The 25296-nt window shown below is 48.8% G+C and carries 27 protein-coding genes; 13 read left to right on the top strand and 14 right to left on the bottom strand.

Features of this window, described 5'->3' with window-relative positions; all coding sequences use genetic code 11:
- Window positions 1-200 precede the first annotated feature (200 nt).
- From BCOA_RS19145 to BCOA_RS19135, 3 genes are all read left to right on the top strand, one after another.
- Window positions 201-929 (top strand): AzlC family ABC transporter permease, encoded by a 729-nt coding sequence (locus BCOA_RS19145; RefSeq protein WP_041817857.1) that lies wholly within the window; start codon window positions 201-203, stop codon window positions 927-929.
- Window positions 926-1228 carry an AzlD domain-containing protein gene (locus BCOA_RS19140; RefSeq protein WP_014095768.1) on the top strand — a complete coding sequence of 101 codons (303 nt, stop codon included), beginning with the start codon at window positions 926-928 and terminating at the stop codon, window positions 1226-1228. The genes BCOA_RS19145 and BCOA_RS19140 overlap by 4 nt, the downstream gene beginning before the upstream one ends.
- Window positions 1229-1309: 81 nt before the next feature.
- Window positions 1310-2557 carry a M48 family metallopeptidase gene (locus BCOA_RS19135; RefSeq protein ID WP_017550207.1) on the top strand — a complete coding sequence of 416 codons (1248 nt, stop codon included), beginning with the start codon at window positions 1310-1312 and terminating at the stop codon, window positions 2555-2557.
- Window positions 2558-2685: 128 nt separating this feature from the next.
- Here the strand turns inward: BCOA_RS19135 and BCOA_RS19130 are convergent, their stop codons facing one another.
- On the bottom strand, window positions 2686-2919 hold the full coding sequence (locus BCOA_RS19130; RefSeq protein ID WP_014095766.1) for an IDEAL domain-containing protein: 234 nt from the start codon (window positions 2917-2919) through the stop codon (window positions 2686-2688).
- 191 nt (window positions 2920-3110) lie between these two features.
- Between BCOA_RS19130 and BCOA_RS19125 the strand changes: the two genes are divergently transcribed.
- The 4 genes from BCOA_RS19125 to addA all read left to right on the top strand — a co-directional run bounded on the left by BCOA_RS19125 (window position 3111) and on the right by addA (window position 12125).
- The gene (locus BCOA_RS19125; protein WP_014095765.1) at window positions 3111-3638 is read left to right on the top strand and encodes a competence protein ComK; all 528 of its coding nucleotides are present in this window, start codon (window positions 3111-3113) and stop codon (window positions 3636-3638) included.
- Between the two features lie 127 nt (window positions 3639-3765).
- Window positions 3766-4554 (top strand): TIGR00266 family protein, encoded by a 789-nt coding sequence (locus BCOA_RS19120; protein ID WP_014095764.1) that lies wholly within the window; start codon window positions 3766-3768, stop codon window positions 4552-4554.
- A gap of 358 nt (window positions 4555-4912) precedes the next feature.
- Window positions 4913-8416: a helicase-exonuclease AddAB subunit AddB gene (gene addB / locus BCOA_RS19110; protein WP_014095763.1), complete on the top strand. Its 3504-nt coding sequence runs from the start codon at window positions 4913-4915 to the stop codon at window positions 8414-8416.
- A complete protein-coding gene (gene addA / locus BCOA_RS19105; RefSeq protein ID WP_014095762.1) occupies window positions 8394-12125 on the top strand; it encodes a helicase-exonuclease AddAB subunit AddA in 3732 nt (1243 codons plus the stop codon). Before addB ends, addA begins: the two co-directional genes overlap by 23 nt.
- A 117-nt stretch (window positions 12126-12242) precedes the next feature.
- Here addA and BCOA_RS19100 read toward each other — a convergent pair whose 3' ends face one another.
- The 6 genes from BCOA_RS19100 to BCOA_RS19075 form a co-directional block, all read right to left on the bottom strand.
- Window positions 12243-12461 (bottom strand): spore germination protein, encoded by a 219-nt coding sequence (locus tag BCOA_RS19100; protein WP_013858756.1) that lies wholly within the window; start codon window positions 12459-12461, stop codon window positions 12243-12245.
- Window positions 12462-12482: 21 nt separating this feature from the next.
- Window positions 12483-12920 (bottom strand): spore germination protein GerPE, encoded by a 438-nt coding sequence (locus BCOA_RS19095; protein WP_014095761.1) that lies wholly within the window; start codon window positions 12918-12920, stop codon window positions 12483-12485.
- Between the two features lie 4 nt (window positions 12921-12924).
- The gene (locus BCOA_RS19090; protein ID WP_014095760.1) at window positions 12925-13104 is read right to left on the bottom strand and encodes a hypothetical protein; all 180 of its coding nucleotides are present in this window, start codon (window positions 13102-13104) and stop codon (window positions 12925-12927) included.
- On the bottom strand, window positions 13079-13705 hold the full coding sequence (locus BCOA_RS19085) for a spore germination protein GerPC (RefSeq protein WP_014095759.1): 627 nt from the start codon (window positions 13703-13705) through the stop codon (window positions 13079-13081). Before BCOA_RS19085 ends, BCOA_RS19090 begins: the two co-directional genes overlap by 26 nt.
- Window positions 13706-14142: 437 nt before the next feature.
- Window positions 14143-14373, bottom strand: a complete 231-nt coding sequence (locus BCOA_RS19080; protein WP_035182062.1) for a spore germination protein GerPB — start codon at window positions 14371-14373, stop codon at window positions 14143-14145.
- A gap of 13 nt (window positions 14374-14386) precedes the next feature.
- Window positions 14387-14608 (bottom strand): spore germination protein, encoded by a 222-nt coding sequence (locus BCOA_RS19075; protein ID WP_013858760.1) that lies wholly within the window; start codon window positions 14606-14608, stop codon window positions 14387-14389.
- 119 nt (window positions 14609-14727) lie between these two features.
- On the opposite strand from BCOA_RS19075, the gene BCOA_RS19070 reads away from it, so the two are divergent.
- The 3 genes from BCOA_RS19070 to BCOA_RS19060 are packed head-to-tail and all read left to right on the top strand — an operon-like array spanning window position 14728 to window position 17201.
- Window positions 14728-15894, top strand: coding sequence for a DUF418 domain-containing protein (locus BCOA_RS19070; RefSeq protein ID WP_014095758.1), 1167 nt, complete (start codon window positions 14728-14730; stop codon window positions 15892-15894).
- Between the two features lie 10 nt (window positions 15895-15904).
- A complete protein-coding gene (locus BCOA_RS19065; RefSeq protein ID WP_014095757.1) occupies window positions 15905-16780 on the top strand; it encodes a fumarylacetoacetate hydrolase family protein in 876 nt (291 codons plus the stop codon).
- Window positions 16781-16829: 49 nt separating this feature from the next.
- Window positions 16830-17201, top strand: coding sequence for a YisL family protein (locus BCOA_RS19060; protein ID WP_014095756.1), 372 nt, complete (start codon window positions 16830-16832; stop codon window positions 17199-17201).
- 74 nt (window positions 17202-17275) lie between these two features.
- Here the strand turns inward: BCOA_RS19060 and BCOA_RS19055 are convergent, their stop codons facing one another.
- The 6 genes from BCOA_RS19055 to BCOA_RS19030 form a co-directional block, all read right to left on the bottom strand.
- Window positions 17276-17833, bottom strand: coding sequence for a DUF2777 domain-containing protein (locus BCOA_RS19055; protein WP_014095755.1), 558 nt, complete (start codon window positions 17831-17833; stop codon window positions 17276-17278).
- Window positions 17834-18066: 233 nt separating this feature from the next.
- Complete coding sequence (locus BCOA_RS19050; protein ID WP_014095754.1) at window positions 18067-18939, bottom strand: SDR family oxidoreductase; 873 nt, start codon at window positions 18937-18939, stop codon at window positions 18067-18069.
- Window positions 18940-19069: 130 nt separating this feature from the next.
- Window positions 19070-19927: a DegV family protein gene (locus BCOA_RS19045; RefSeq protein ID WP_014095753.1), complete on the bottom strand. Its 858-nt coding sequence runs from the start codon at window positions 19925-19927 to the stop codon at window positions 19070-19072.
- 286 nt (window positions 19928-20213) lie between these two features.
- Window positions 20214-20411: a DUF3813 domain-containing protein gene (locus tag BCOA_RS19035; RefSeq protein ID WP_014095752.1), complete on the bottom strand. Its 198-nt coding sequence runs from the start codon at window positions 20409-20411 to the stop codon at window positions 20214-20216.
- The gene (locus tag BCOA_RS35245) at window positions 20411-20557 is read right to left on the bottom strand and encodes a hypothetical protein (protein ID WP_017550193.1); all 147 of its coding nucleotides are present in this window, start codon (window positions 20555-20557) and stop codon (window positions 20411-20413) included. The genes BCOA_RS19035 and BCOA_RS35245 overlap by 1 nt, the downstream gene beginning before the upstream one ends.
- Before the next feature lie 85 nt (window positions 20558-20642).
- Window positions 20643-21464, bottom strand: coding sequence for a Cof-type HAD-IIB family hydrolase (locus BCOA_RS19030; protein WP_014095751.1), 822 nt, complete (start codon window positions 21462-21464; stop codon window positions 20643-20645).
- Between the two features lie 164 nt (window positions 21465-21628).
- Here BCOA_RS19030 and BCOA_RS19025 point away from each other — a divergent pair, with 164 nt between their 5' ends.
- The 3 genes from BCOA_RS19025 (at window position 21629) to clpB (ending at window position 24928) form a co-directional block, all read left to right on the top strand.
- Window positions 21629-21937: a metal-sulfur cluster assembly factor gene (locus tag BCOA_RS19025; protein ID WP_014095750.1), complete on the top strand. Its 309-nt coding sequence runs from the start codon at window positions 21629-21631 to the stop codon at window positions 21935-21937.
- 111 nt (window positions 21938-22048) lie between these two features.
- Window positions 22049-22228, top strand: a complete 180-nt coding sequence (locus BCOA_RS19020; protein WP_014095749.1) for a YjzC family protein — start codon at window positions 22049-22051, stop codon at window positions 22226-22228.
- Window positions 22229-22342: 114 nt separating this feature from the next.
- Complete coding sequence (gene clpB, locus BCOA_RS19015; RefSeq protein ID WP_014095748.1) at window positions 22343-24928, top strand: ATP-dependent chaperone ClpB; 2586 nt, start codon at window positions 22343-22345, stop codon at window positions 24926-24928.
- Window positions 24929-24990: 62 nt separating this feature from the next.
- On the opposite strand, the gene BCOA_RS19010 is transcribed toward clpB, so the two are convergent.
- The gene (locus tag BCOA_RS19010; RefSeq protein WP_017550190.1) at window positions 24991-25173 is read right to left on the bottom strand and encodes a YjzD family protein; all 183 of its coding nucleotides are present in this window, start codon (window positions 25171-25173) and stop codon (window positions 24991-24993) included.
- Window positions 25174-25296: the final 123 nt, after the last annotated feature.

The raw sequence follows: 25296 nt of genomic DNA, 5'->3' as shown, positions 1-25296 counted from the left end.
AGCCCAAAAGAAACGGCGGGACACCACCATTCATCGTGTCCCGCCGTTTTTTTGCATCTTTCTTGATAAAACAACACTTTTTCAGTGCCCTTCGGAACGAAAAGCCAGATTTTTGGCATCTTGTTAGAAAAACAGACAAGGCGTATAATAGGAAAATATAAGAATATTGGATCATCATTTCGAAGCTGGGGGGATAAAAGTTGGAAGCAACATCCATGGCGGAGGAAAAAACAGGCAGTTTTAAACCCGGGCTGCAGGCAGGCGCAAGCATTGCGATCGGATACTTTCCCATTGCGCTCACATTCGGCCTGTTGTCTAAAACAACCGGGCTGACACTGATAGAGACTGTGCTGATGAGCCTGATTGTATACGCCGGCGCCAGCCAGTATATGGGTTTAAGTTTGATTGCTGCCGGCACAAGCCCGTTTGTCATTATCCTGACCACCTTTGTCGTCAACATCCGCCATTTTCTTATGACTGCTGCCTTGAGCCAAAAAGTGGAAGAACCAAGCAAATGGAAACGCGGATTGTTTGCGTTCGGCATTACGGATGAAACTTTCTCGGTGCTCGCCACGCGGAACGGAAAAATACCGCTCGGCTACGGATTTGGCGTCACTTTTATCGCTTACGCCAGCTGGGTCGTGAGCTCCGGGATCGGGTATGTGATCGGAGCCAACCTGCCGCAATTTTTGCAGGCAAGCATGACGGTTGCCTTATATGCGATGTTTATTGGCCTCCTTGTCCCCTCTTTGAAAAAAAGTGTGAAAGTCCTTTTCCTTGCCGCCCTTTCAGCAGCGTTCAACAGCATTTTTACCGGGTACGGCGTCATGGAGGAAGGCTGGTCCATCATCGTCTCCACTTTGTTGTCGGCTGTTTTGGTTGAAATAGCGGAAACATACAAACGGAAAAAGCGGGTGAAAGAAAAATGAGCACCATCCTCCTCGTGATTATCGGCATGGGCATCGTGACGTTTTTGCCGCGGATGCTGCCGCTCGTCCTTTTGCAAAACAAAACGCTGCCGCCATTTTTGGAAGGCATTTTAAAAAATGTTCCGTACGCCATTTTAGGCGCCTTGATTTTTCCAAAAGTGTTTTTGATCCAAAAAGATCCGCTGTTCGGGGTAATCGGCGCGGGAACGGCCATCCTCCTCGCGTTCATCGGCGCGAATGTCATCATTGTCGTGCTCGGGGCGATTGCGGTGTTGAGCTTTTATTCTTTTCTGTTTTAAGGCAAAGCCGTATTGGCTGTTCTAAATGCCTTTTTCCTTGGCTACATATATAGAAGAGGACAAGGAAGGAGTGCATGTGGAGTGAAGATGAAGTGGGCGCTGCGGGCGATTGCGGCATACATCCTGTTCGGCCTTTTGATGTACTGGTATTTGTTTTATTACGCCGATGCTGCTCTTCCCGCCCAATATAAAGGGACAGCCGCAGATCCCGCTACTTTTATGAGCGGCCGCCAATTGTTTTTAAGCGAAGCATACGCAAAAATCAGGAATCTGCTTTTTTTCCTATCCGTGCCGTATGAATGGCTGTTTTATTTTTTGGTACTTGTGCTTGGCATTTCCAAAATGTTTGAACAATGGGCAGCGGCAGTTTCACGCATCCGCCTCATTCAAACCGCGGTTTATTTCTTTTGGTTTTCGCTTGCATCCTTTTTGTTTACCTTTCCGTTCGGTTATTTGTCCCATCGTTTTTCAAAAGCGTACGGCATTTCCACCCAAGATTTTGCAGGATGGATGAAAGATGAACTGACCGATTTCTGGGTAAACTTTGCTATCATGTTTGCTGTCGTCGCGGTATTGTACGCCTTGATGAAAAAATTCGGGCGGAAATGGTGGCTTCCGGCCTGGCTGCTTTCCATTCCTTTTACGGTATTCATGATGTTTATCCAGCCGGTCGTGATTGACCCGCTGTATAACGATTTTTATCCGTTAAAAGATAAGGCGCTGGAGGCGAAAATACTGGCGCTTGCGGAAAAAGCACACATTCCCGCTGATCATGTGTACGAAGTGAATATGTCGGAAAAAACAAACGCCCTGAATGCTTATGTCACCGGTATCGGTTCCAACTCAAGAATCGTACTCTGGGACACGACCCTCAACCGTATGGATGATAAAGAAATTTTATTCGTGATGGCACACGAGATGGGGCATTATGTAGAAAAACATATCTACTTCGGCATCGCGGGCTATATTTTGATGATGCTCATCGGGCTGTGGCTGATTGCCAGGTGGATGAATGCGGTTGGGCGGTGGAAAAAAAGCGGGCGGTGGATGTCCGGGATTTCCAGCATCAGCTCGCTGCCTTTATTTTTGCTCATTTCCTCGGTTCTCCTCTTTGCGTCAAGCCCGCTTACCAACTGGGCATCGCGCTACCAGGAGATGCGGGCGGATCGTTATGCCATACAGATGACGCATGATAAAAAGTCCGGGGTTGAAACGTTCCAAATTTTAACAAAAGCGGGTCTAAGCGAAGTCAATCCGCCGCTTCTCGTCAAAATATTTCGCTATGACCATCCAACAATGCTGGAACGGATCCGTATGCTGGAAGAATAAGGGATGCTGAAAGTGCAGCAGGCACGGCCTGTTCCGGGCAAAAATCTTTTGGGCGTGCCTTGCATTTGCCATTTTTATGCAAAAGAAAAGCCGTGCAAACGGGACGGGCCTGTTTGCACGGCCTGTATTTATCCAAATTGCAGGTTGATTTTTTTCAGTTCGTTCGTTAAATACATGAACTGCTCCTTATCGCGAAGATCAAGTACATGGTCAATTTTTCTTAACAACGCTTCTCTTTTTTTGTTCAGCAGGATCTCATTCAGCAACATGTCCGTGTAAATGTGTTCCACAAATTTCTCCATCTGAATCCGGGACTTCGGGCTTTCTTTCGGCACGTCAGAGAAAGATTTTTTGTTTTCCATGTATGATCACCTTTTTCCGCTTTTTTTTATTATACAGAGCATTTCAATAAAAAGCAATGTAAAAATTGAATTTTTCTGAAACGGTAAATAAGGAAAAAAATGCATATTTTTAGAAAAACGACTAGAAATGTAGGAAATTTGTACTATAATAGAAAGTGAATTATGAGAAAAATAGAATGGGGGAATACTTTATGCAACATGGAGAATTGGACATTCATCCAAATACGATTGCGCTGATTCCTTGCCAGGAGGGAGGAGAAAAAGGGACAAAAATACTGGAAGTGGATCGGGAACGATTTGTGCCGGAACTTCACCTGAGTATCGTGAAAAAAAGCTGTCAATACTTTGGAAGCGATTACGAAGGAAGAAAAAATGCGACAAAAAGCCTGATTCATGTTCGGCACAAGCCGCCGATCCTCGTTGATCCTCATACAGCTACCATAATTTTTCCAACAAAATCGCCCAGCCAGCCGGACTGTATTTGGCTGATCTCCGGGCATATTAAAGACCACACCCCAGAAGGCAAAAAAACTGAAGTGATTTTTTCAAACAATCAATCACTCGTGTTGCCAATCAGCTATGGATCGTTTATCAATCAGTACCATAAAGCGGCTGCTTTGCAGGTTGCTTATGAACTCAATATCCGGCGCTCCCGCATGCAATTCATGAAACAGCAGGGGTACAGAGCGATGGAAGACAGCGGGCTGTATTGGATTTAAGCTTGGCAGGGGAGGGGGTCCCTGCCTTTTCGTCCAATAAAACGAACGCCTGCCCGAGAAATAAAAATGAAACATTGCGAACTGCAAGTCCGTATACAGGGGGGGTGCATTTTGAGGAGGTAGGGAAATGAACAACCACGATATTGATTTTAAACTGGTCGGGGACGACATGCAGTTTGTTGAAGTCGAGCTCGACCCGCAGGAGACCGTCATCGCTGAGGCCGGCAGCTTGATGATGATGGAAGACGGCATCCGGATGGAAACGATTTTTGGCGACGGATCGGGCAGCCAAGGCGGCATTATGGGAAAACTGTTCTCCGCAGGAAAACGGCTGATCACCGGTGAAAGTCTTTTTATGACCGCCTTTACGAACGAAGGCCGTGATAAAAAGCACGTAGCGTTTGCAGCGCCTTATCCGGGCAAAATTGTACCGATGGATTTAAGTGAACAAGGGGGGAAAATCATTTGCCAGAAAGATGCATTTTTGGCAGCGGCAAAAGGGGTTTCAGTTGGTGTTGAATTTCAGCGGAAACTTGGAACAGGGTTTTTCGGCGGGGAAGGATTTATTATGCAGAAGCTTGAGGGAGACGGCCTTGCCTTTATTCATGCAGGCGGCACGATCCAGAAACGCGAGCTCGCACCCGGCGAAACATTAAAGGTGGATACAGGCTGCCTTGTCGCCATGTCACGGACGATCGATTATGACATTGAATTTGTCAAAGGGATCAAAACAGCCCTGTTTGGGGGAGAGGGCCTGTTCTTTGCCACTTTACGCGGGCCGGGATCGGTCTGGGTGCAGTCGCTGCCGTTCAGCCGCCTGGCCAGCCGCGTATTTGCTGCAATGCCGGCAGCCGGTGGTTCGAAGGATGAAGGCAGCATGGCAAAAGGCTTGTTTAATTTGTTTAACGGGGATTAAGAGGTGTAAAAGCACTGCATTTTGCGGGACGTTTCCCGGAACAGGCAGTGCTTTTTTTTGGCATATGAAAAAATGATACGACCGGCCGGAAGCAGGGAGAGCGCTCCAATGGCGGTTGCGTGGCCCGGCCGGATGGGGAGGGCATCCGGATTGGTGGGAAGGACTTTTCCGGGGGCGGGAAAAGGCAGTATTTTACTTGGAAGCGGGGCATCCCCCGGCAGAAAAAACAGGAAGCATATTTTTTGGCAAAAAGCTTGATTCATAGAAAAATATCCGTTACAATAAAAGAACAAATGTTCCTTGTCCGGCATGTTTCCGGATATGGAGCCACTGAGCTCATCAAAAGGAAGTGAACCAATTGTCCCTTCGATTTATTACCGGGCGCCCCGGGACAGGAAAGACAGCTTTCATCCACCGTGAAATCAGGCAGAAACTGCTTGGCGATCCGGGCGGGGCACCGCTCATTTACCTTGTTCCGGAGCAAATGACTTTTTTATCGGAAACACGGCTTGCGCATGACCCTGAACTGGGCGGGATGATCCGCGCCCAGGTGTACAGTTTTACGCGCCTTGCCTGGAAAATATTGCAGGAAGTCGGCGGGATCAGCCGTACCCATGTATCGAGCAGCGGGTTAAATATGCTCATTCGGAAAATTTTGGAAGACCAAAAAGAAGAACTGTCGGTTTTCACGCGGGCGGCGGATAAGACCGGCTTTATTGACAATGTCGAACGCATTCTGACTGAATTCAAACGATTTTGCGTTTCACCTGCACAGCTTCAGGAAAAACGTGCGTCAATCGAGGAAGCGGACGGGGAAAGAGTGCTTTCCGACAAGCTGCACGATTTGGAATGCGTATATCAGGCATATGAACAAAAGCTGGAAGGCAAATACATTGATTCGGAAGATTACTTAAGGCTGCTTGCTTCTGCCATTGAAAAATCCCGCTATCTGGACGATGCGGAAATTTATATAGACGGCTTCCATACTTTTAACCCGCAGGAATACTTGGTGATCGGGGAACTCCTGAAAAAATGTCGCCGCGTGACGGTTGCGCTCACAACGGACCGGGCTTTCCGCGGGATGCAGCCGGATGATTTATACTTGTTCCGGATGCCGGGAGAAGCCTATGCCCATATTTATGAACTGGCGCGCGCCTTTCAAATTGAAACGGAAGAAGACGTGGCGCTGTATGAACCGGTCCGTTTCCGGCATGAAAGTTTGCGCTTTTTGCAGTCCCGGTTTGAAGAACTCCCGTTTCCTTCTTTTCCGGGGGAAAGCAGCATCGAAATCTGGCAGGCGAACAACCGGCGGGCAGAAATCGAAGGCGTTGCCCGTTCCATCCGTGAAGCGGTTATGGAAGGCAGCTGCCGCTATCGTGACATTGCTCTCCTTGTTCGCAACGGGGAGGCCTATCAGGATTTAATCGAAACGGTTTTTTACGATTATGATGTGCCGTATTTTATTGACAGAAAACGGCCGATGCTGAACCATCCGCTCATTGAACTGATCCGTTCGACTTTGGAAATCATCCGCGGCAACTGGCGTTATGAACCGGTTTTCCGTGCCATCAAAACAGAATTGCTGTTTCCGCCTGGAGATACCCGTATGCTGCGTGAAAAAATGGACCGGCTTGAAAACTATTGTCTGGCTTACGGCATCCAGGGGGAACGGTGGACGAGTAGAAAAAGATGGGAATACCGGCGGATCCGCGGCCTCGAACTAGAAAACCTGCCACAAACGGATGAGGAAAGAAAAATCGAACAGGAACTGAATGAACTCAGGCTTCTCGTCACGGCGCCGATTTTGCGCCTGTCGCGGCGTTTGAAGCGCGCCCGCACTGGAAAAGCGCTTTGTGAAGCGTTGTATCTTTATCTCGAAGAATTGGAGATTCCGGAAAAACTGGAAGCGCTCCGGCTTGAAAAGGAAGAAGCGGGGGATCTTGTCGCTGCCAGGGAACACGACCAGGCATGGGATGAAGTCATGGGCGTTTTGGATCAGTATGTTGAAATCCTTGGCGATGAACCTGCTGATGTTGGGAAATTCTCTGCCATTATGGAAACCGGGCTTGAGTCATTAAAATTTTCGATCGTTCCTCCGGCTTTGGACCAGGTGCTCGTGGCGAATCTGGAGCAGTCCCGGCTGTCTGATGTCAAACTGGCGTTTATCATTGGGGTCAATGACGGGGTCATGCCGGCGAAAATTTCCGAAGATGGCGTTTTAAATGATGAAGAGCGTGAATATTTAAGACTTACCGGGCTTGAAATTATGCCCGGCAGCAAAAGGCGCCTGCTCGACGAAGAATTTATCTTTTACCGGGCATTGACGACACCGTCTGAAAAACTGGTTCTATCTTTTCCGCTTGCCGATGAAGAAGGGAAAGCATTGCTACCGTCCCCGTTCATCAACCGGATAGAGGACATGTTCCCGGCCCGCGGCGGCGCATTATGGGTGAATGACCCGGCGGAACTGGAAGAGAAACAGCAAGCTGCATACATCTCCCATCCGGCGGCTGCCATTGCTTTTGTCACTTCGCAGCTGCAGTTGAAAAAAAGAGGGTATCCGATGGCCGACTTCTGGTGGGATACGTATAACTTTTATATGGAGCACCCGGAATGGAAAAATCGGGCGGCCCATGCTTTTTCCAGTTTGTTTTACCAAAACAAAGCCCGGAAGCTCTCCGAAAAAACGAGCCGGGAACTGTACGGCGACCATATCCTTGCCAGCGTATCGAGAATGGAGCAGTTTTTCACCTGCCCGTTTTCCCATTTTTCGACATACGGGCTGAGGCTGCGGGAGCGGGATGTGTTCCGCCTTGATGCGCCGAATATCGGGGATCTTTTTCATGGTGCATTGAAATGGATTTCCGACACACTGCAGCGCGAAGGCATTCCGTGGTCAGAGATCACAAAACAGCAAAGCATGGAGCTCGCAAAAGCGGCTGTGGACGATCTTGCCCCGAAATTGCAGCATCAAATCCTGCTCAGTTCAAAACGCTACCAATATATTAAAAGGAAACTGGAACAGGTTGTCGGAAGGGCTTCATATATTTTAAGCGTCCATGCGAAACGGAGCGGCTTTGAACCGGTCGCGATGGAACTCGCTTTTGGGCCGAAAAAAGAGCTCCCACCGCTTTCGTTTACATTGAAAAACGGGGCGAAAATGGAGCTGCAGGGCCGGATTGACCGCGTCGACAAGGCGGAAAGTGAAAACGGTGTGTACGTCAGGATCATCGATTACAAATCAAGTGCGCACAAGCTCGATTTGACAAATGTGTATTACGGCCTTGATTTGCAAATGCTCACCTATCTGGATCTCATTATGACGTATTCGAAACAGCTGACAGGGGAAGAAACGATTCCGGCAGGCGTTTTGTATTTCCATCTTCATGACCCGCTGATTTCGGCGGAAAAAATGTTGTCGGCTGAAGAAATTGAAGAAGAAATTTTAAAAGACTTCCGGATGCGAGGACTATTGCTGGACAGCCCGGAAGTGATCACATTGATGGACCGGTCGCTTGAATCCGGCAACAGTGCGATTGTGTCGGCAGGTTTGAAAAAGGACGGCCAATTAACGGCCCGGTCCGAAGTGGCAAGCAAAGAAGACTTTGAAGCGATCCGCAGCTATGTGCGCAATATTTACACAGAGGCTGGTAATGCGATCTTGTCCGGTACAACGGATATCGCGCCATATAAAATAAACAAACAGGCGGCGTGCACATTCTGTCCGTTCCGTTCGGTCTGTCAGTTTGACCAGTCAATGGAAGAAAACAATTACCGCCTTATTCACTCGGAAAAACCGGAAGAAATCCTCGCCAAAATGAGAAAGGAGCGCAGCACAGATGAAAACAGACATTCCGGATAAACCGACGAATGCCGTCTGGACGGATGACCAATGGAAAGCCGTCATGGCAAAAGGGCAGGACATTCTTGTCGCGGCGGCTGCCGGGTCAGGAAAAACAGCCGTGCTCGTGGAAAGGATTATCCAAAAAATATTGGATGAACACGATCCGCTCGATATTGATGAGCTGCTTATTGTCACCTTTACCAATGCTGCGGCTGCGGAAATGCGCCACCGCATCGGTAAGGCGATCGAGGAGGCGATCAGCAGCCGCCCGGATTCGCATCATTTGCGGAAACAGCTGAGCCTGCTGAATAAAGCGCCGATTTCCACGCTGCACGCCTTCTGCCTTGAAGTGATCCGAAAATATTATTACTTGATTGACATCGACCCTGGATTCAGGATCGCCGATGATACAGAAGCCGAACTTCTGCGCGATGAAGTGCTGGATGACCTCTTTGAAACGGAGTATGCGAAAGCGGGAAATGACCTGTTTTACCGCACAGTCGATACATTCTCAAACGACCGCAGTGATGACGAGCTCCAGCATCTGATCCGGAAGCTTTACGATTTTTCCCGTTCCCACCCGGATCCGTCTGCATGGCTCGATAAAATGGTCGAGCTGTATGATGCCGGGGATGTGGAAGAGGTGGACAGCCTGCCGTTTATGGCAGCGGTGAAAGCTGATATTCACCTCCAGCTGCAGGCTGCAAAAGACATGCTGGGGGAAGCGTATGGACTCGCCTTAGAGCCGGGCGGGCCTGCGCCGAGGGCGGAAAATTATCTCAATGACATGAAGATTACAGACAGATTGCTTGCGGCAATTCACGGTCCATGGCAGGGGCTTTATGAAGAAATGAATGCATGGCAGTTTACACGCGCCAAAGCGTGCAAAGGGGATGCATATGAAGCGAAACTCGTCAAAGCAGCCGATGATTTGCGGAAATCTGCAAAGAAAACACTTGAAGATTTAAAAAAAGACTTTTTCTCAAGGAAGCCGGCATCGTTCCTGAAAGACATGCAGGAAATGCGGCCGGTGATTGCGGAACTTAGAACGCTCGTCAAAAAATTTGCAGAGGCTTATGGCGCGGTAAAAGCGGAAAAAGGGATCGTTGATTTTTCGGACTTGGAGCATTTTTGCCTGGACATTCTTGCTGAAAAAAATGAAGATGGCAGCCTCACCCCGTCAGAAGTGGCCAAAGCTTACCAGCAGCAATTTAAAGAAGTGCTGATTGATGAATTTCAGGATGTCAACATGGTACAGGAAACGATTATGAACCTTGTGGCAAAAGGGGCGGGATTTGACGGCAACCGGTTTATGGTTGGAGACGTGAAACAAAGCATCTACCGGTTCCGGCTTGCTGAACCGAACCTGTTTTTAAAAAAGTACCGGGATTTTGATCCGGAAGGCCGGGATACAGGTCTCAGAATCGACTTGTCGAAAAACTTCCGCAGCCGCAAAGAAATTCTCGACGGTACGAATTTTATTTTTAAACAAATCATGGGCCTAAAGGTGGGCGAGATGGCATATGACAGCCAGGCTGCACTTGTGGCAGGCGCCTCTTATCCGGAAAGGGATCATCCGGTCAAAGTGGCATTGATTGACCAGGCCGATGAAGCGATTGAAGAAGACATTTCGGATGAAGAAACGCTGGACCGAGCCGAACTGGAACAATCCCAGCTTGAAGCCCGTTACCTTGCCCGTGAAATAAAAAAACTGATCGACGAAGAACAGGTTTACAATCCGAAGACCGGCACATTCCGCCCGATCCGGTACAAAGATATCGTTATCCTGATGCGTTCCATGGCATGGGCGCCGACCATAATGGAAGAATTGAAACAGGCGGGCATCCCGTTGTACACCGAACTTTCAACTGGGTATTTTGACGCGACGGAAGTATCCATCATGCTTTCTTTATTAAAGGTAATTGACAACCCGTATCAGGACATTCCGCTTGCAGTCGTGCTCCGTTCTCCGATTGTCGGGCTCGATGAAGAAGCGCTTGCCCTTATCCGCATCCATGAAAAGCGGGGTCCGTATTATGAAGCGGTGAAAAAATTTATAGCAGACCGGCCGGATCCTGAGGAAGAAGAAGCGCATGAGAAAGTGTCCAGATTCATGGAAAAATTGTCGGTGTGGCGGTCTGTTGCAAGGCAGGGGGATTTGTCCTCCCTCATTTGGCAGCTGTACCGGGACACGCAGTTTTATGACTTTGCCGGCGGACTGCCCGGAGGAAAGCAGCGGCAGGCCAATTTGCGGGCTTTGTATGACCGGGCGCGGCAATATGAAGAAACATCTTTCAGGGGGCTGTTCCGGTTTTTGCGCTTTATCGAACGCATGCAGGAGCGCGGGGATGACCTTGGAACAGCGAGAGCATTGAGCGAACAGGAAGATGTCGTCCGCCTGATGACCATCCATGCAAGCAAAGGGCTCGAGTTCCCGGTCGTGTTCGTGGCCGGTCTCAACAGGAAATTTAATATGCGCGATATCAACCAGGCGTTTCTTCTTGATAAAGATTTCGGGTTCGCCTCAAAGTATATTCATCCGGAAAAACGGATCACATACCCGTCTTTGCCGCAGCTTGCTTTTAAAAGAAAGAAAAAGCTGGAAATGCTGGCTGAAGAAATGCGCGTCTTGTATGTCGCGCTCACAAGGGCAAAAGAAAAACTGTATTTGGTCGGAACGGTGAAAAATCTTGGCAAGCGCCTGGAAAAATGGGGGAAAACGAAGCGACAGGAAGACTGGCTGTTGCCAGACCATGTGCGCGCAGCGGCCGGCACTTATTTGGACTGGATCATTCCTTCGCTCAGCAGGCATGCGGACGGAACCGTGCTTTTCGGGAGTGACGGCCGGGTGGTGCTGGATGACCCGTCCAAATGGCAGATCGCCGTTTTGCCGAAAGAACAGTTTGCCGATATCCAGGAACCGGAACAAGTTGGGGAAGCGGACTGGCAGCATCAAGTGAAAGCCGGCCTCCCGGTTGCGGCGGAATCCGCTTATAAAGCACAGGTTTTCGGGCGCTTAAGCTTCCGGTACAGCAATGAGCCGGCAACATTCCGGCGTGCCAAACAATCGGTATCTGAATTGAAACGGATGCATGAAGAGCATGACGAAACGAATGGCACCCGGTTTATTCCGAATGCGGAAAAACATATCTTTGACCGCCCCCGTTTTATGCAGGAAAAATCGATTACGCCGGCTGAACGCGGGACAGCGATGCATATGGTAATGCAGCATATCCCGTTTGATGCGCCGCCGACTTATGCTTCCGTTGAGGCGCTGGTTGAAGAGATGGTGAAACAGGAGCTGCTCACGGAAGAACAGGCGGATGCCATTGCGGCTGAACAGCTTGTCCGCTTTTTTGAAACGGATATCGGCCGCCGTATCCTAGCAGCCGGCCGGGTGATGCGGGAAATGCCGTTCAGTTTGTCCGTTCCCGCAGCGGAAATTTACCGAGATGCATCTCTTGCGGATGAACATGTTCTTATCCAGGGCATATTTGATTGCGTGGCAGAGGAAAAAGACGGCCTCGTATTGCTCGATTTTAAGACAGACAATATCCATGGCAGGTTTAAAGGCGGATTTGAAGAAGCAGAGCCTGTCCTACGCAAACGTTATGAAGTCCAGCTGGCCCTTTATTCAAGGGCGCTGGAAACCATTTTAAAGAAAAAGGTAAAAGCGCAATACTTGTATTTCTTTGATGGCGGGCATCTTCTCGAAATCCAATCATAAATGGGCCCTCCTTTAAGGGAGCCCATTCTTGCCATAGCTATTGCAACACATAAAAATTTATCTTTCCATTTTGAAGGCAGCGAGGTAGCGGAAAATTTGCCTGCCCTCTTTGCCTTTCTAATGGTTTCCTGCAGATGGCTGGTCGACAACACTGCCGTTAGCCGTATTGTTTGCACTGAGCGCGTTGTTTGTAATGACAAATGCGGAAGTGGAAAGAGAACCGGAGCCGGTAGATGTTTTCGAACTTGTTTTCGGAGAGATGACAGCTGTGTCGCCAAAATGGACAATGCCGCTTCCAACATTATAGATTTGTAAAGGGCCTACAATGGCCGGCATTTTGATCACCTGCTTTCAGGATTAATCTGGCATGACGCTGCTTTCCTCGCTGACGGCAACGGTGCGCGGGGGAACACGGCCGCCAAGCTTCAGAATATTCGGGTCTAGCTGACGGGTATGGTGGACCCTTGATTCAAGGGCGATTGATTTAGTGCTTCCGACTTGCATGACGGTTGAAGTCGACATCCCAATGATCTCTACATTCGAAACTTTTATGACCGGATTTTCTTGGTAAACCTGAAACCGGATTTGTTCTGTTACTGGCGGAATCGGAACGGCCAGGCGGAAAATGGGAAAAGTTTGAAACGGCGCTTCAAATCCGTAGTACAATTCCTGCTGGCGCTGGATCGCAAGGACGGCGGCAGACATCTGGATCCGCTCGGAGTCTCCAACAATGACGTTCGAACCAAATATGACGGTTTTGACCCGGAGCGTATCCACAAAGGAGTTTCTTTGCATCCTGCTATCCCCTCGGCACAAACGGCACGTACGGACTGATAATCAGGGATTCCGGCGGCGTATCGAAGGCCGCTCCCTGCTGAATCGTTTCCGTATCGCCAATGAGGAAAACCGAGGCACTTGAAATCCCGATAATTTGGACATAATCCACACAGATTTCACGGTTTGTGACGTTCAGTTCCATCGCTGGCACCTCCGTTCATTTGCGGCGGCAGATGGGAAATAAAAACTTGTACGGCATGCGCCATATCCGCCTTGATTTGCCCGAGCAATTTGTCAAACCATTCGCCTTCAACGGGTCCGGTTGAATTGAGCTGGTTGATATAATAATCAATGCGCTGTGGAAGTTGGTTTTTCAAGTCATTTTTTATAAAATTATGATATTCTTGATTTAGGCGGACTTTAAATTGCCGCTCATTGTCGGTGATCGTTGTTGGGAGTTCTTTTTCCAAATATTCCATCAGTTTTTCGGTAAGCGCCTGTTTTAAAGCAGCACGGTGTTCATTATTGGCATGGGGGATGCCCTGCGTTTTTGGGATGGCTGCATCCTCTATGCTGGACAGGTCAGACGGATTAATGCCGATATTCAAGGTGCCATCCAGTGTTTCAATTTTTAGCTGATCAAATGCATATTCGATCCGGTCTACCCGGACAGGCGGCCTTGCTTTCAGCTGCTCAATCTCCTCTATGAGGGAGGCAAGCGTCTTTTCCATTTTCGCCAACTTCGTTTCATGGTGTTGAAAGTATTGGTAAAGCTGCCGGAGTTCGGCAAAAAGGTCTGGCATTCAAAAACCCCCTTCTGGCTTAAAGCCCGGCAGTGACCGCCGGCTTGGATCGGAACGAAACAATCAGCCTTGAACTTAAAGCAAAAATCGGCGTGCAGTGTCAATGCTGAACCTGGCGCAGGCTCCGGAAAGACGTGCAGGTTCCGTACACGTGTACATACCAGAAGTCGCTGCCGTCTAAATGTGTCAAGAAAGAACATGCCGGTTTCAGCACACGCGATCTACCCTACATCTGTCCGGAAAGAACATGCCGGCTTCAAACACGACGCCGGGAAAACCGGGTCCGCGCATCCTGCAGCCAGGAATGTATCAAGGCCGCGGCTTTTAGAATGACGCCCGAAACAAAGTGGTGCTTCAAGCCCGAAATGGCGCATAAGCCGGAAAGAACATGCCGGTCATGTTCAGGCATAACGCCGGGAAAACCGAGCCTGCGCTTTCTATCTTGAGCTTGAAGCGGAAGCGCCGGACTGCATCGGAACGGTCACATTCGGATTGTAAGGCTGGTCTGCAGCGGCAGTAGGAGCCGGTTCGGAAAAATTTCCGGTATTATACAAATAAGCTGCCGGCTTGATGATGCCGGACGTGCCAATTTGGAAGACGGAAGAATTGGTAATGCCGCCGATCTTGATCATGCGGATGTGGATGCTTTGTTGCACGTAAAAATTCATCTGTTTTCACCCGTTACAAATTAAAATAGTTTCCCTGGTCAATGGCATCAAAATCATACGTGTTGGTATTGGACTGGTAGTTTGTAATGGACAGGTTTTCACCGGTATTAAAAGATCCCGCCCCGGCAAACGTTTTGGAACTGGCAACCGGCTGAATTAGGAATACGTCACCGACATTAAAGACGCCGCTTGATCCGATGCTGATAATTTGGACGGCGCCGACAAAACCGGGCATGGCGCGCACATCCTTCCTTGGTCAGTGGCAATTGGCTTTTTCATATTTTATTGTATGAAGCAACCGAAAAAAGGGTGATTTATCCGCCTAACAGGCAAAAACAAAAAAGGAGCGTTGCAATGGCTGAATGGGCGCCAATCCGTGAAAAACGGCGGAATCCTGCAATTGACATACTGAGGGGATTTTCCCTTTTTGGCATTCTGATGGTCAATATGCTTTCTTTTCTGTCCCCTTATCTTTATATAAATCCGTATGACTGGTTCAAAGCGGAGGATCGGGCAATCGTGACATGGATTGAGGTATTTTTCCAGTCCAGTTTTTATCCCATTTTTGCGTTTCTTTTCGGATATGGGCTGATGGTGCAAAAACAGCGGGCGGAAAGGGCAGGGGTCGAGGTTTATCAGTTTCTTTTCCGGCGCCTTTCCGTTTTGCTCGTTCTCGGCCTTGCCCATGCATGGCTCATCTGGCCGGGGGACATTTTAGCGGCTTATGCAGTCTTTGGCATGATGCTTTTGCCTTTTCTGAAACTGGGAGGAAAAGTTTTGATGTTTGGCGGGGCTGCGCTCTTTTTTATCCCGCATTTACTCATAAGCTTTTACCTGATGGTGATGGCCATCCGGTCGCCGGACGCTTCACTTTTGTATACCGACTGGCGCAATGCCACCGCTTCATTGCAGGTGTATGCAAACGGGAGCTTTATCGACATTACGAAAAGAAGGTGGCTGGATTGGTATGCGGTATACGGCCCTTCCGGCACATGGCATGCTTTTCTGTCTGTTTTTCCGCTGATAATGGCGGGAGCGGGCGTTTGCAGGGAAGGCTGGCTTACAAAGAGGAGGATTCCGGCAAAAAAATGGCTGCTGTTTTTTTGTTGCTGCTTTGCTTTTGGCCTGTTTTGCAAACTGTTGCCGGTTATTGTCGCCCCCATCCTGCCTTTTCTGTATATCCGGGAGACGATCGGCGGCGTCATCTTAAGCGGTGCTTATGTTGCACTCATTGAGCTCTGTGTGAAGCACCGGCTGGCGGATTTTCTCAGGCCGGTTGCAATGGCCGGGAGGATGTCGCTTTCCAATTACATCAGCCAGTCTGGTTTAGCCTCTTTGATCTTTTACGCCTACGGTCTCGGGCTTTACGGAAAGCTGTCTGTGTCAAGCGGGGTATTGCTTGTTGTTTTGCTTTTTCTTATGCAAGTGCTGGTTTCCGACATTTGGCTGCACCGCTTCCGCTACGGGCCGCTTGAATGGGGCTGGCGGCGACTCAGTTATCGAAATGACAAAAAAGAATGAGGTGTATACGATGAAATTCATGAGCTTTGTTTGGCAAGACCAGGTACAATACGGTGTGCTTTATAATGAAACAACGATTTTAAATTTACGGGTCTTGGATGGTTTTCCGCCATCTTTGCTTGAAGGCATCCGGGCGGGCGAGGCGTTTACCGGCCGTGTCCGGGAAGCATTGAAAAAACCGGAAGCAACCCTTGATGGCGCGCTCGTTCCGCTTCACGAGGTTTCCTGCCTTCCCCCGATTCCGAATCCGGTGAGAAACATGTTGTGTGTCGGCAAAAATTACCGGGAACATGCGATTGAAATGGGGAGCGCGGAAGATATTCCTGAACATATTATCGTGTTTACAAAAGCGACAACAACTGTCAATGCACATGAAGCACCGGTTGATTCACACCGGACGGTTACCCGCGAATTGGATTACGAAGGGGAGCTGGCAGTCGTGATCGGGAAGGAAGGGAAGCAGATTGCAAAAGAAAATGCCCTTTCCCATGTGTTCGGGTATACCATTTTAAACGATATCACAGCGAGGGATCTTCAACGGAAGCATAAGCAATATTTTATCGGGAAAAGTCTGGACGGATCCTGCCCGGTTGGTCCGTGGATTGTCGATCATTCCGAAATCGAAAATCCGAATGCGCTTGATATCGTGACAAAAGTAAACGGGGAAGTCCGCCAACAGTCCAATACATCCCGCTTCATTTTCCCGGTTGAGGAGATTATATCCGAATTGTCGAAAGGGATGACGCTTTTACCCGGGGATATCATTGCAACGGGCACCCCAGCCGGCGTCGGCAACGGGTTTCATCCGCCGCGTTTCTTGAATCCGGGTGATGAGGTTGAAATTACGGTTGAAAAGGTGGGAACTTTGCGAAACACCATCAAATAAAGTAAGATGGGTATAAGACAGATAAAGAAGCAAAGGAGAAGATCGAACGATGTTAACCCGGACAGATGCGCATGTCACAACATGGGTCATTGCGATCCTTTTGTTTATTTTGGCCTTGTTCCTCCATCGCGCAGGAAAAGAAAAGGCGTTTAAAACGGTCCAGATGGTTTTAAGGCTGTTTTACATACTCGTCATCGTCACAGGTGCGCTGCTCTTTTTCCATAACCAGCGCCTCGATCCTGCCCTGTACGGCCTTAAACTGCTCGGCGGGATTCTCGTGATCGGGATGATGGAAATGATTACGCTGCGGCTTTCTAAAAGAAAAAGTACGGGAATTCTCTGGGTTTTGCTGATCATCTTTTTCGCCGCCGTCCTGTATCTTGGGCTGCGCCTGCCGATGGGATGGCATCCTTTTTATTGACGCCCATGCGGTACCGGTGCAATTTTTCAGGATAGAAATGGAGAGGGGAGGCAAGGGTCGGCTTGCCTCCCTTTTTACATTTTTTTCAAAAGCATGCGCCTTCCGTCACTCCATGTACACTCGAACCACTCGTCCGCTTGTTTGCCCAACCGGAAATGGTGGTGGGCGGATAAAATAGCCTCTCCGTTATCAAACAGCATGAAATTCACGCCTTCTTTTTTCTCCAGGTTGACGAGGCATGACAATACATTATGACAATAGATGCAATCATAAATAGAAAAGCCTGCCCCGTTTAAGAAAGAGACGAAGCGGTGAAACAGGCCGTCCTCCCACTCTCCGAAGAGCATCTCAAGCGAAAAATTGAGCGGCTTCGGAATCCGCAAGCTTGCTTTTTCTTCAAGAAGAAGCATTTCTCCGTCCGACATGACGGTTTGATCTTCTGTTAATACGCCTTTTTTCCAACGCCCGGAATGGAAGATTTCAATTTTTTGGCCAACAAACTCCTCAAGCATCGATGCCTCATCAGATATATCATCAAAAAACACCCATTCTTCATTCAGCTTCTCGATTGAACCGGTTAAAAAAGCGCGGGACTGGCATTCCATGATTTTTAATCTGAACTGTCCGTCCATTTGCGGCCCTCCTTCCCGAGCATCATTTCCTTATTTGTTTTTGACAAGGGAAGGGGTTTTCATACCTTTTTAAGCAGAAAGAAAAGGATCCGGAGCTAGAGATTTTAGCCCGTAAAAATGTTCACTGTTTTGCATCAAGAGACTTTGGTCCGGGGAAATGTACGCCGGTGCCGTGCGCGCCTTTTTTAAGCAAAAAGAAAACCGGAAAGGAATGTGCCTTTCCGGTGTGCGCGTCAGCCGTTGATCACGGTGCCGCCGTTTACGTGGATGACTTGCCCGGTCACATAGCTTGAGTCGTCGGACGCAAGATAGACATAGGCAGGTGCCAGTTCGGACGGTTGGCCGGGGCGTTTCATTGGGACGTCGGAACCGAATTTTTCAACCTGGTCTGCCGTAAAGGTTGACGGGATTAGCGGCGTCCAGATCGGCCCCGGGGCCACGCCGTTCACGCGGATGCCTTTTGATACGAGCGCCTGTGACAAAGAGCGTATGAATGCTGCGATGGCGCCCTTTGTTGCCGAATAATCAAGCAGCTGCGGGCTGCCTTGATAAGCCGTAATCGAAGTCGTGTTAATAATGGAGCTGCCTTCTTTTAAGTGCGGCAGTGCGGCTTTCACCATGAAAAATTGTGAAAAAATATTGGTCCGGAATGTTCTCACAAGCTGTTCTTCCGAGATATCCAGAATGCTTTTTTGCGGGTGTTGTTCGGCCGCATTATTCACCAAAATATCGAGCCGGCCGAATGTGCTGACCACTTTTTCCACTGCGTCCCGGCAATGCTGTTCGTCCCCGATATCGCCCGGGATGATCAGGCATTGGCGCCCCTCTTTTTCCACCAGTTCTTTTGTTTGTTTTGCATCCTCATTTTCATTCAGATAGCAAATGGCGACATGCGCGCCCTCTTTTGCAAAATAAATGGCGACAGATTTTCCGATCCCGGAATCCCCACCGGTAATGAGCGCAATTTTTCCATCTAGTTTGCCGCTTCCTTTGTAGTTGTCTTTTACATTTTTCGGCTGCGGGTTCATTTCCGTTTCAGTGCCGGGCTGCCTGTTCTGGTGCTGGGCGGGTAAAGTTTTCTTGGAAGCATTTTGTTCGTTCGCCATTTTTACCACTCCTCGTTCAATTTTTAAACGGAACGGCAATCCGGAATTTGGATTGACCGACCATCACCATTAGTCTATACCCGTCCAAAATTTCTATTAACCGGTATACCCGGAAAAAAGTTGGAAGGCGTTATGGCAGCTCATTCAGGAAAAAGACGGATATTGTGCCAGGCCCGGCGTGCGACCCGATCACGGCGCCGATTGTGTTGATCAAGAATTGTTTTGTACCGAAACGTGCTTCAATCAGCTGTTTCATTTCTTCTGCAGCCGTTTCATCATCGCCGTGGCAGATGCCGATCAGCTGGTGTTCAAGGTCTGTGCCGCGTTCTTCCATGATATCGAGCATACGGTGCAACAGTTTTTTCCGCCCGCGGATTTTTTCAATCGGAATCAGCTTCCCGTCCTCTACATCGAGGATCGGTTTAATATTCAGCAAGCCGCCGAAAAATGCGCTTGTTTTCGATAGCCTGCCGCCTCTGGCAAGAAAATCAAGATCGGGGACTGTGAAAATATGCTCCATATGTTTGCTGCGGAATGCGGCATCCCGGATGATTTCCTCTTTTCCTGCCCCGTTTTTCCGTAAATCGGCGGCTGCTTTTACAACGAGGCCGTAACCGATCGAAGCACATTTTGTATCGAGTACCGTTAAATCAAGATTGGGATAGGCTTCTTTCACTTGGTCGGCGATCATGGCCGCCGTTTGGTACGTGCCGGACAGCTCGGACGAAAAAGCCAGGTAAATACCGGTATCTCCTGATTTGGCAAGATCGGTAAAAAGTTTTTCAAAATATTGCGGTGACGGTTGCGACGTTTTTGTACCCACCCCCGCGCGAATCAAGCGGAACACTTCTTTCGGGTCAATGCCGACAAGGTCGTCATAGGATTTGTCCTCTACATACACGGTCAACGGAATCAAGTGTACATGGTTTTCTTTGAAAAAAGACAGCGGCAAGTCGCTGGCACTGTCAGCAAAAATTTGAATGCCCATCGTTTTCACCCTCACAATCAGTTCTGTCTTTAGTTTACCGATTTTCCCCGTTTTGCACAATTTCAAGCAGATGCTTCAAGTGAGGAAAAATGAATCTTGGGGCGCTGCCGAAAAGAAAACCCGTTTCAGGAAGACGATAAGCAAAACCGATGCAGAAGACAACAAGCGAAACCACATGGCAAAGACAGCAAGCAAAACCGCTGCAGAAGGCAACAAGCGAAACTACATGCCAAAGACAACAAGCAAAACCACATAAATAAAAGGAATAGCTGCCGGAAGTCGGCAGCTATTCCAATTTTCCAAGTTCATGCTGCATGTCGCGCAGCTGTGCTTTTTCTGCAAGTGTCGTGTTGGCATATGCACTGGATAAGGCGTTTTTCGCTTTTTGCACCATTTCGTTTTTTTCTTGTTCCGTTCCGAAAGCAGCCGTCTCTTTCGCCAGTTCGACAAATTGCCTGGCCTCTTGAAACAGTCGGTTCGCCATTATAAGATGCCTCCCGAATTGCCTTCTTCGCTCCTGTTCGCTTCTGCTTCGGCCAATGTGGAGTGATACGGGAAACGCTCGCTATACTTTTTCACTGCATCTTTTCCCTGATGGACAAAACGTTTCGATTTGCTGCTTCTGCCCAAACGAAACACCGCCTTTACGGGAAGGGTGCACGGGGTGCCGCGCCCATTTATAGTGTTGGAATTCCCGGTGCTGATTATGCGTTTTTCAGGAGATGGCTTTCAAATTCAGCGCTTCTTCAAGAAAAAGGCCAATGCCGTCTTCCGTATTGGAAAGGGTGATTTCATTTGCGATTGCTTTTAAGGCCGGAATGGCATTTCCCATCGCAACCCCCGTCCCCGCGTATTCAATCATTTCCAGGTCGTTGTCTTCATCCCCGAAGGCAATGATCCGTTCTTTCGGTATTCCGTAGGCGTCGGCGACTTTTTTCACGCCGGCCGCTTTATTCAGCCCGGCTTTAATGATCTCGATGATGTGCCACGGTGCCCCCCAGCGCCTGTGGTCGATCACTTCGGCATGGACATCGCTTAAGTAGCTGCGGATCAACGGCACGTCTTCCTTTGCTGCATGGATCAGCATGGACGTCGGCTCGTCTTTTAAAAAGCGCATTAAATTTCCGGTTGTGACATGCGGGTTTCCAATTTGAAAAATATTGAGCAGTTTTTCGTCGTGATAATGGAGGTACACCTCATCTTTCACTTCTGCTACAATATTATACAGCCGGAAATCGCCGCATGTTTCAACGATCGATTTTGCTACTTGAAGCGGCATCGGTTCATGATAGATGCCAAAGCCCGTATTTTTCGGATGGTGGACAAAAGCGCCGTTAAAATTGACAATCGGCGTATCGAGTCCAAGTTCTTCATAATACGGCTGGCTGGAGCGGAAAGGGCGGCCGGTAGAGATGATGACCTTATGGCCGGCTTTGATTGTTTTTTGCAGAACGGATTTTGTTTTCGGGGAGATGGTCTTTTCATCATTTAACAATGTGCCGTCAAGATCCAATGCAATTAAATAAGGTTGAGGCATTTGAATTTCTCCTTTTTCTCGAAATGATTCAGTTTACATGCAATTTTCGTGATGATCCATTATACTAAATAATATAACATTTTCCCAGCTTAAAAACCTGCTGTAAAGCATTTTTATCTTGCATACCGTTTTGTTATGATAGTTACGGAGGAGGTTTGAAAACCATGGATGAAGCATTGAAAGAAAACATTATGGGCGCGCTTGAACAAGTGATTGACCCGGAAATTGGCATAGATATTGTAAACCTCGGGCTTGTGTATGATCTCGACCTAGATGAGGAAGGCTGCCTGACGGTGACCATGACCCTGACCGCAATGGGCTGCCCGCTCGCGGGAATTCTCGTTGACCAGGTGCAAATGGCGGTACAGGACATTCCTGAAGTGAAGGACACCCATGTCAATATCGTCTGGAACCCGCCGTGGACAAAAGACCGCATGTCGCGTTATGCCAAAATTGCGCTCGGAATTAACTGATTAAACAGCCCCCTCTTCGTCGTTGTATTTTTTGGCTGGCAAAAATAAGCGCTCATGCTTTAACAAGATCAGCCCAAACTAATGCTGACGATAAAAAAAGGGGGCGTTACTTTGGGGCAAAGCAACCTGTTTCACCCCGGAAGCAAAGCACCGAATAATGGGGTTTATGTAGAAGTTGGCGAAAATGGCGACCCGGTCGTAAACCCGAAAAGCGCCCATCTTAGCAGGGGCGACCGCTTTCCGGAAACAACGAACGATGCCCGCCATTGGAGGCGCAAACGCAAACCTTAAAATCAAAACGGGGAGAAATCCCCGTTTTTTTGCTGCCGTCAAAGGAAAAACGGTAAAATAAGGACAGGTGCCCGCGCCGCGTTAAACGGTACGCGCCATTCGGAGGTGGAATGGATGGATATCAACCGCATGACTTTTACGGTACAGGAAGGGTTGGCGGAAGCCCAGCAGCTGGCCGCTCAAAAACATCACCCGGAACTCGATATTGCCCATTTATGGAAAACGTTAATGGAAAAGCCGGACAGCCTGCTTCCTGAGATATATAACGGCCTTGGCTTAAGCAAGGAAGAAATTGGAAAAATTGCAGATGGGATTCTCGCGAAAAAGCCGGAAGTGACCGGGCAAAGCGCGCCGTATTTGTCTGCGGCGCTGATCGAGCTGTTCAGACTCGCGGAAGAAGAAATGCGCGCGCTCCAGGACGAGTACATTTCGGTTGAACATCTGGCCCTTGCTGTCATGGATGTCGAACACGATGACCTGTCCCGGTATTTGAAAAGCAGGATCACGAAACAGCAACTGCTTCAGGTGATCAAAAACATAAGGGGGAATCAAAAAGTGGCCTCGCAAAACCCGGAAGCAACCTACAATGTTTTAAAAAAATACGGCACTGACCTTGTTGAAGCCGTTAAAGCCGGAAAAATCGACCCTGTTATCGGCCGGGATGCGGAAATCCGGAACGTCATCCGGATTTTATCACGGAAAACGAAAAACAACCCTGTTCTGATCGGCGAACCCGGCGTTGGGAAAACGGCCATTGTCGAGGGGCTTGCCCAGCGGATCGTCAGGAAAGATGTCCCGGAAGGCTTAAAAGACAAAACGATTTTTTCACTCGACCTCGGGGCGCTTGTTGCAGGCGCCAAGTTCAGGGGGGAATTTGAAGAACGGCTGAAGGCGGTATTGCAGGAAATTAAAAAAAGCAACGGGCAGATTTTGCTGTTTATCGATGAACTGCACACGATTGTCGGCGCCGGCAAAACAGAAGGGGCAATGGATGCCGGCAATATGCTGAAGCCAATGCTTGCCCGTGGTGAACTGCACTGCATCGGCGCGACGACCCTGAACGAATATCGGCAGTATATTGAAAAAGATGCGGCCCTCGAACGCCGTTTCCAGCAAGTGCTCGTCCAGGAGCCGGATGTGGAGGATACGATTTCGATTTTAAGAGGGTTAAGGGAACGTTTTGAAATCCACCACGGCGTCCGCATCCATGACAAAGCGCTTGTCGCTGCAGCAACATTATCAAACCGTTATATTACCGACCGTTTTTTGCCGGATAAGGCGATCGATCTTGTCGATGAAGCCTGCGCAAACATCCGTGTTGAAATGGATTCTATGCCGACGGAACTCGATGAAGTGACAAGGCGTGTCATGCAGCTGGAAATTGAAGAAGCCGCTTTGCAAAAAGAAACGGATGAAGCAAGCAAAGCCCGCCTTGGCATTTTGCAAAAAGAGCTTGCCAATTTGAAAGAAGAAGCGAACCGGATGCGCGCCAAATGGCAGGCTGAAAAAGCGGAATTGCAAAAAGTACAGGAAAAACGGGAATTGCTTGAAAAATACCGGCGCGATCTTGAAGAAGCGGAAAACCGGTATGATTTGAACAAAGCGGCTGAACTTCGGCATGGCAGGATTCCGGCCGTTGAAAAAGAATTAAAACAGCTCGAACAGCAAATGGCGGAAAAAGAAGGCAGCGGGCGGATTTTGCGCGAAGAAGTCACAGAAGAAGAAATTGCAGCGATTGTCGCGCGCTGGACAGGGATCCCTGTGGCAAAACTTGTGCAAAGCGAACGCGAAAAACTGCTAAAGCTGGAAAGCATTTTACATGAACGCGTCATCGGCCAGGATGAAGCTGTCCGCCTTGTCAGCGACGCGGTTCTAAGAGCCAGAGCCGGCATGAAAGACCCGAACCGCCCGATCGGATCCTTTATTTTTCTCGGCCCTACCGGCGTTGGGAAGACAGAACTTGCCAAAGCACTGGCACAGCATTTATTTGACGATGAAAATCATATGATCCGAATCGACATGAGTGAATATATGGAAAAATTTGCGGTCTCGCGGCTGATCGGGGCGCCACCGGGATATGTCGGCTATGAAGAAGGCGGCCAGCTCACTGAAGCGGTGCGGCGGAAACCGTATTCCGTCATTTTGCTGGATGAAATTGAAAAAGCCCACCCGGAAGTGTTCAATATCTTGCTCCAGGTGCTCGATGACGGCCGTATCACTGATTCACAGGGACGGACGGTTGATTTTAAAAATGCGATCGTGATCATGACGTCAAATATCGGGTCGTCCTATTTGCTCGATATCAAAGGCGATGACATCAGCGAAGAGACGAAAAATGCGGTGATGGCACAGTTGCACGCGTCGTTCCGGCCCGAATTTTTAAACCGGATTGACGATATCATCTTATTCAAGCCGCTCACGCTGGAAAATATGATGGGCATCGTGGATAAAATGATGCACGAATTGGCTGCACGCCTCGCTGAACAATCGGTCGGGCTTCAGCTGTCCGATGAGGCGAAAAAATGGATTGCGGAATCGGCCTATGATCCGGTGTACGGGGCACGGCCGTTGAAAAGGTTTATCCAGCATCAAATTGAAACGAGGCTTGCAAAAGAAATCATTGCGGGAAAGGTGAAGCCGCATCAAACCGTCACGCTTGATGTGAAAGACGGCTCGCTTCAAGTGACAACCGAATCATGATGAAAAAACCGGGAGGCACTTTGAATCAGCGCCTCCCGATTTCCGGTGAGGGGTGTTTTGATTTAATGTTCGGGACTTGTGTTTTTCGGCAATGCTGCATTGACAATAAATGCAGCAGCGGAAATGACAAGCGACATAATGGCCATCGTTTTCATGCTGTAATGCGAGTTTGACATGGCACTGCCAACGTAGCCGAGCATTTGGCTCAGTAAAAACACCCAAAAAATCGTTACGATGTATTTCATACTTTCACCCCGATTGAAAAACACTTTTTAAATCACCCTTTATCTTATCACAGCCGCAGCCATTGGAAAAGGGGAACCCGGTTGCGTATGTGTCAAGTTTTTCTCGACAAGGTTTAAATATCG

The organism is Heyndrickxia coagulans 36D1 (assembly GCF_000169195.2).
Classification (GTDB): domain Bacteria; phylum Bacillota; class Bacilli; order Bacillales; family Bacillaceae_C; genus Weizmannia; species Weizmannia faecalis.
The sequence above is the reverse complement of the archived record's forward strand: the minus strand, read 5'-3'. Positions and strand labels throughout refer to the sequence as shown.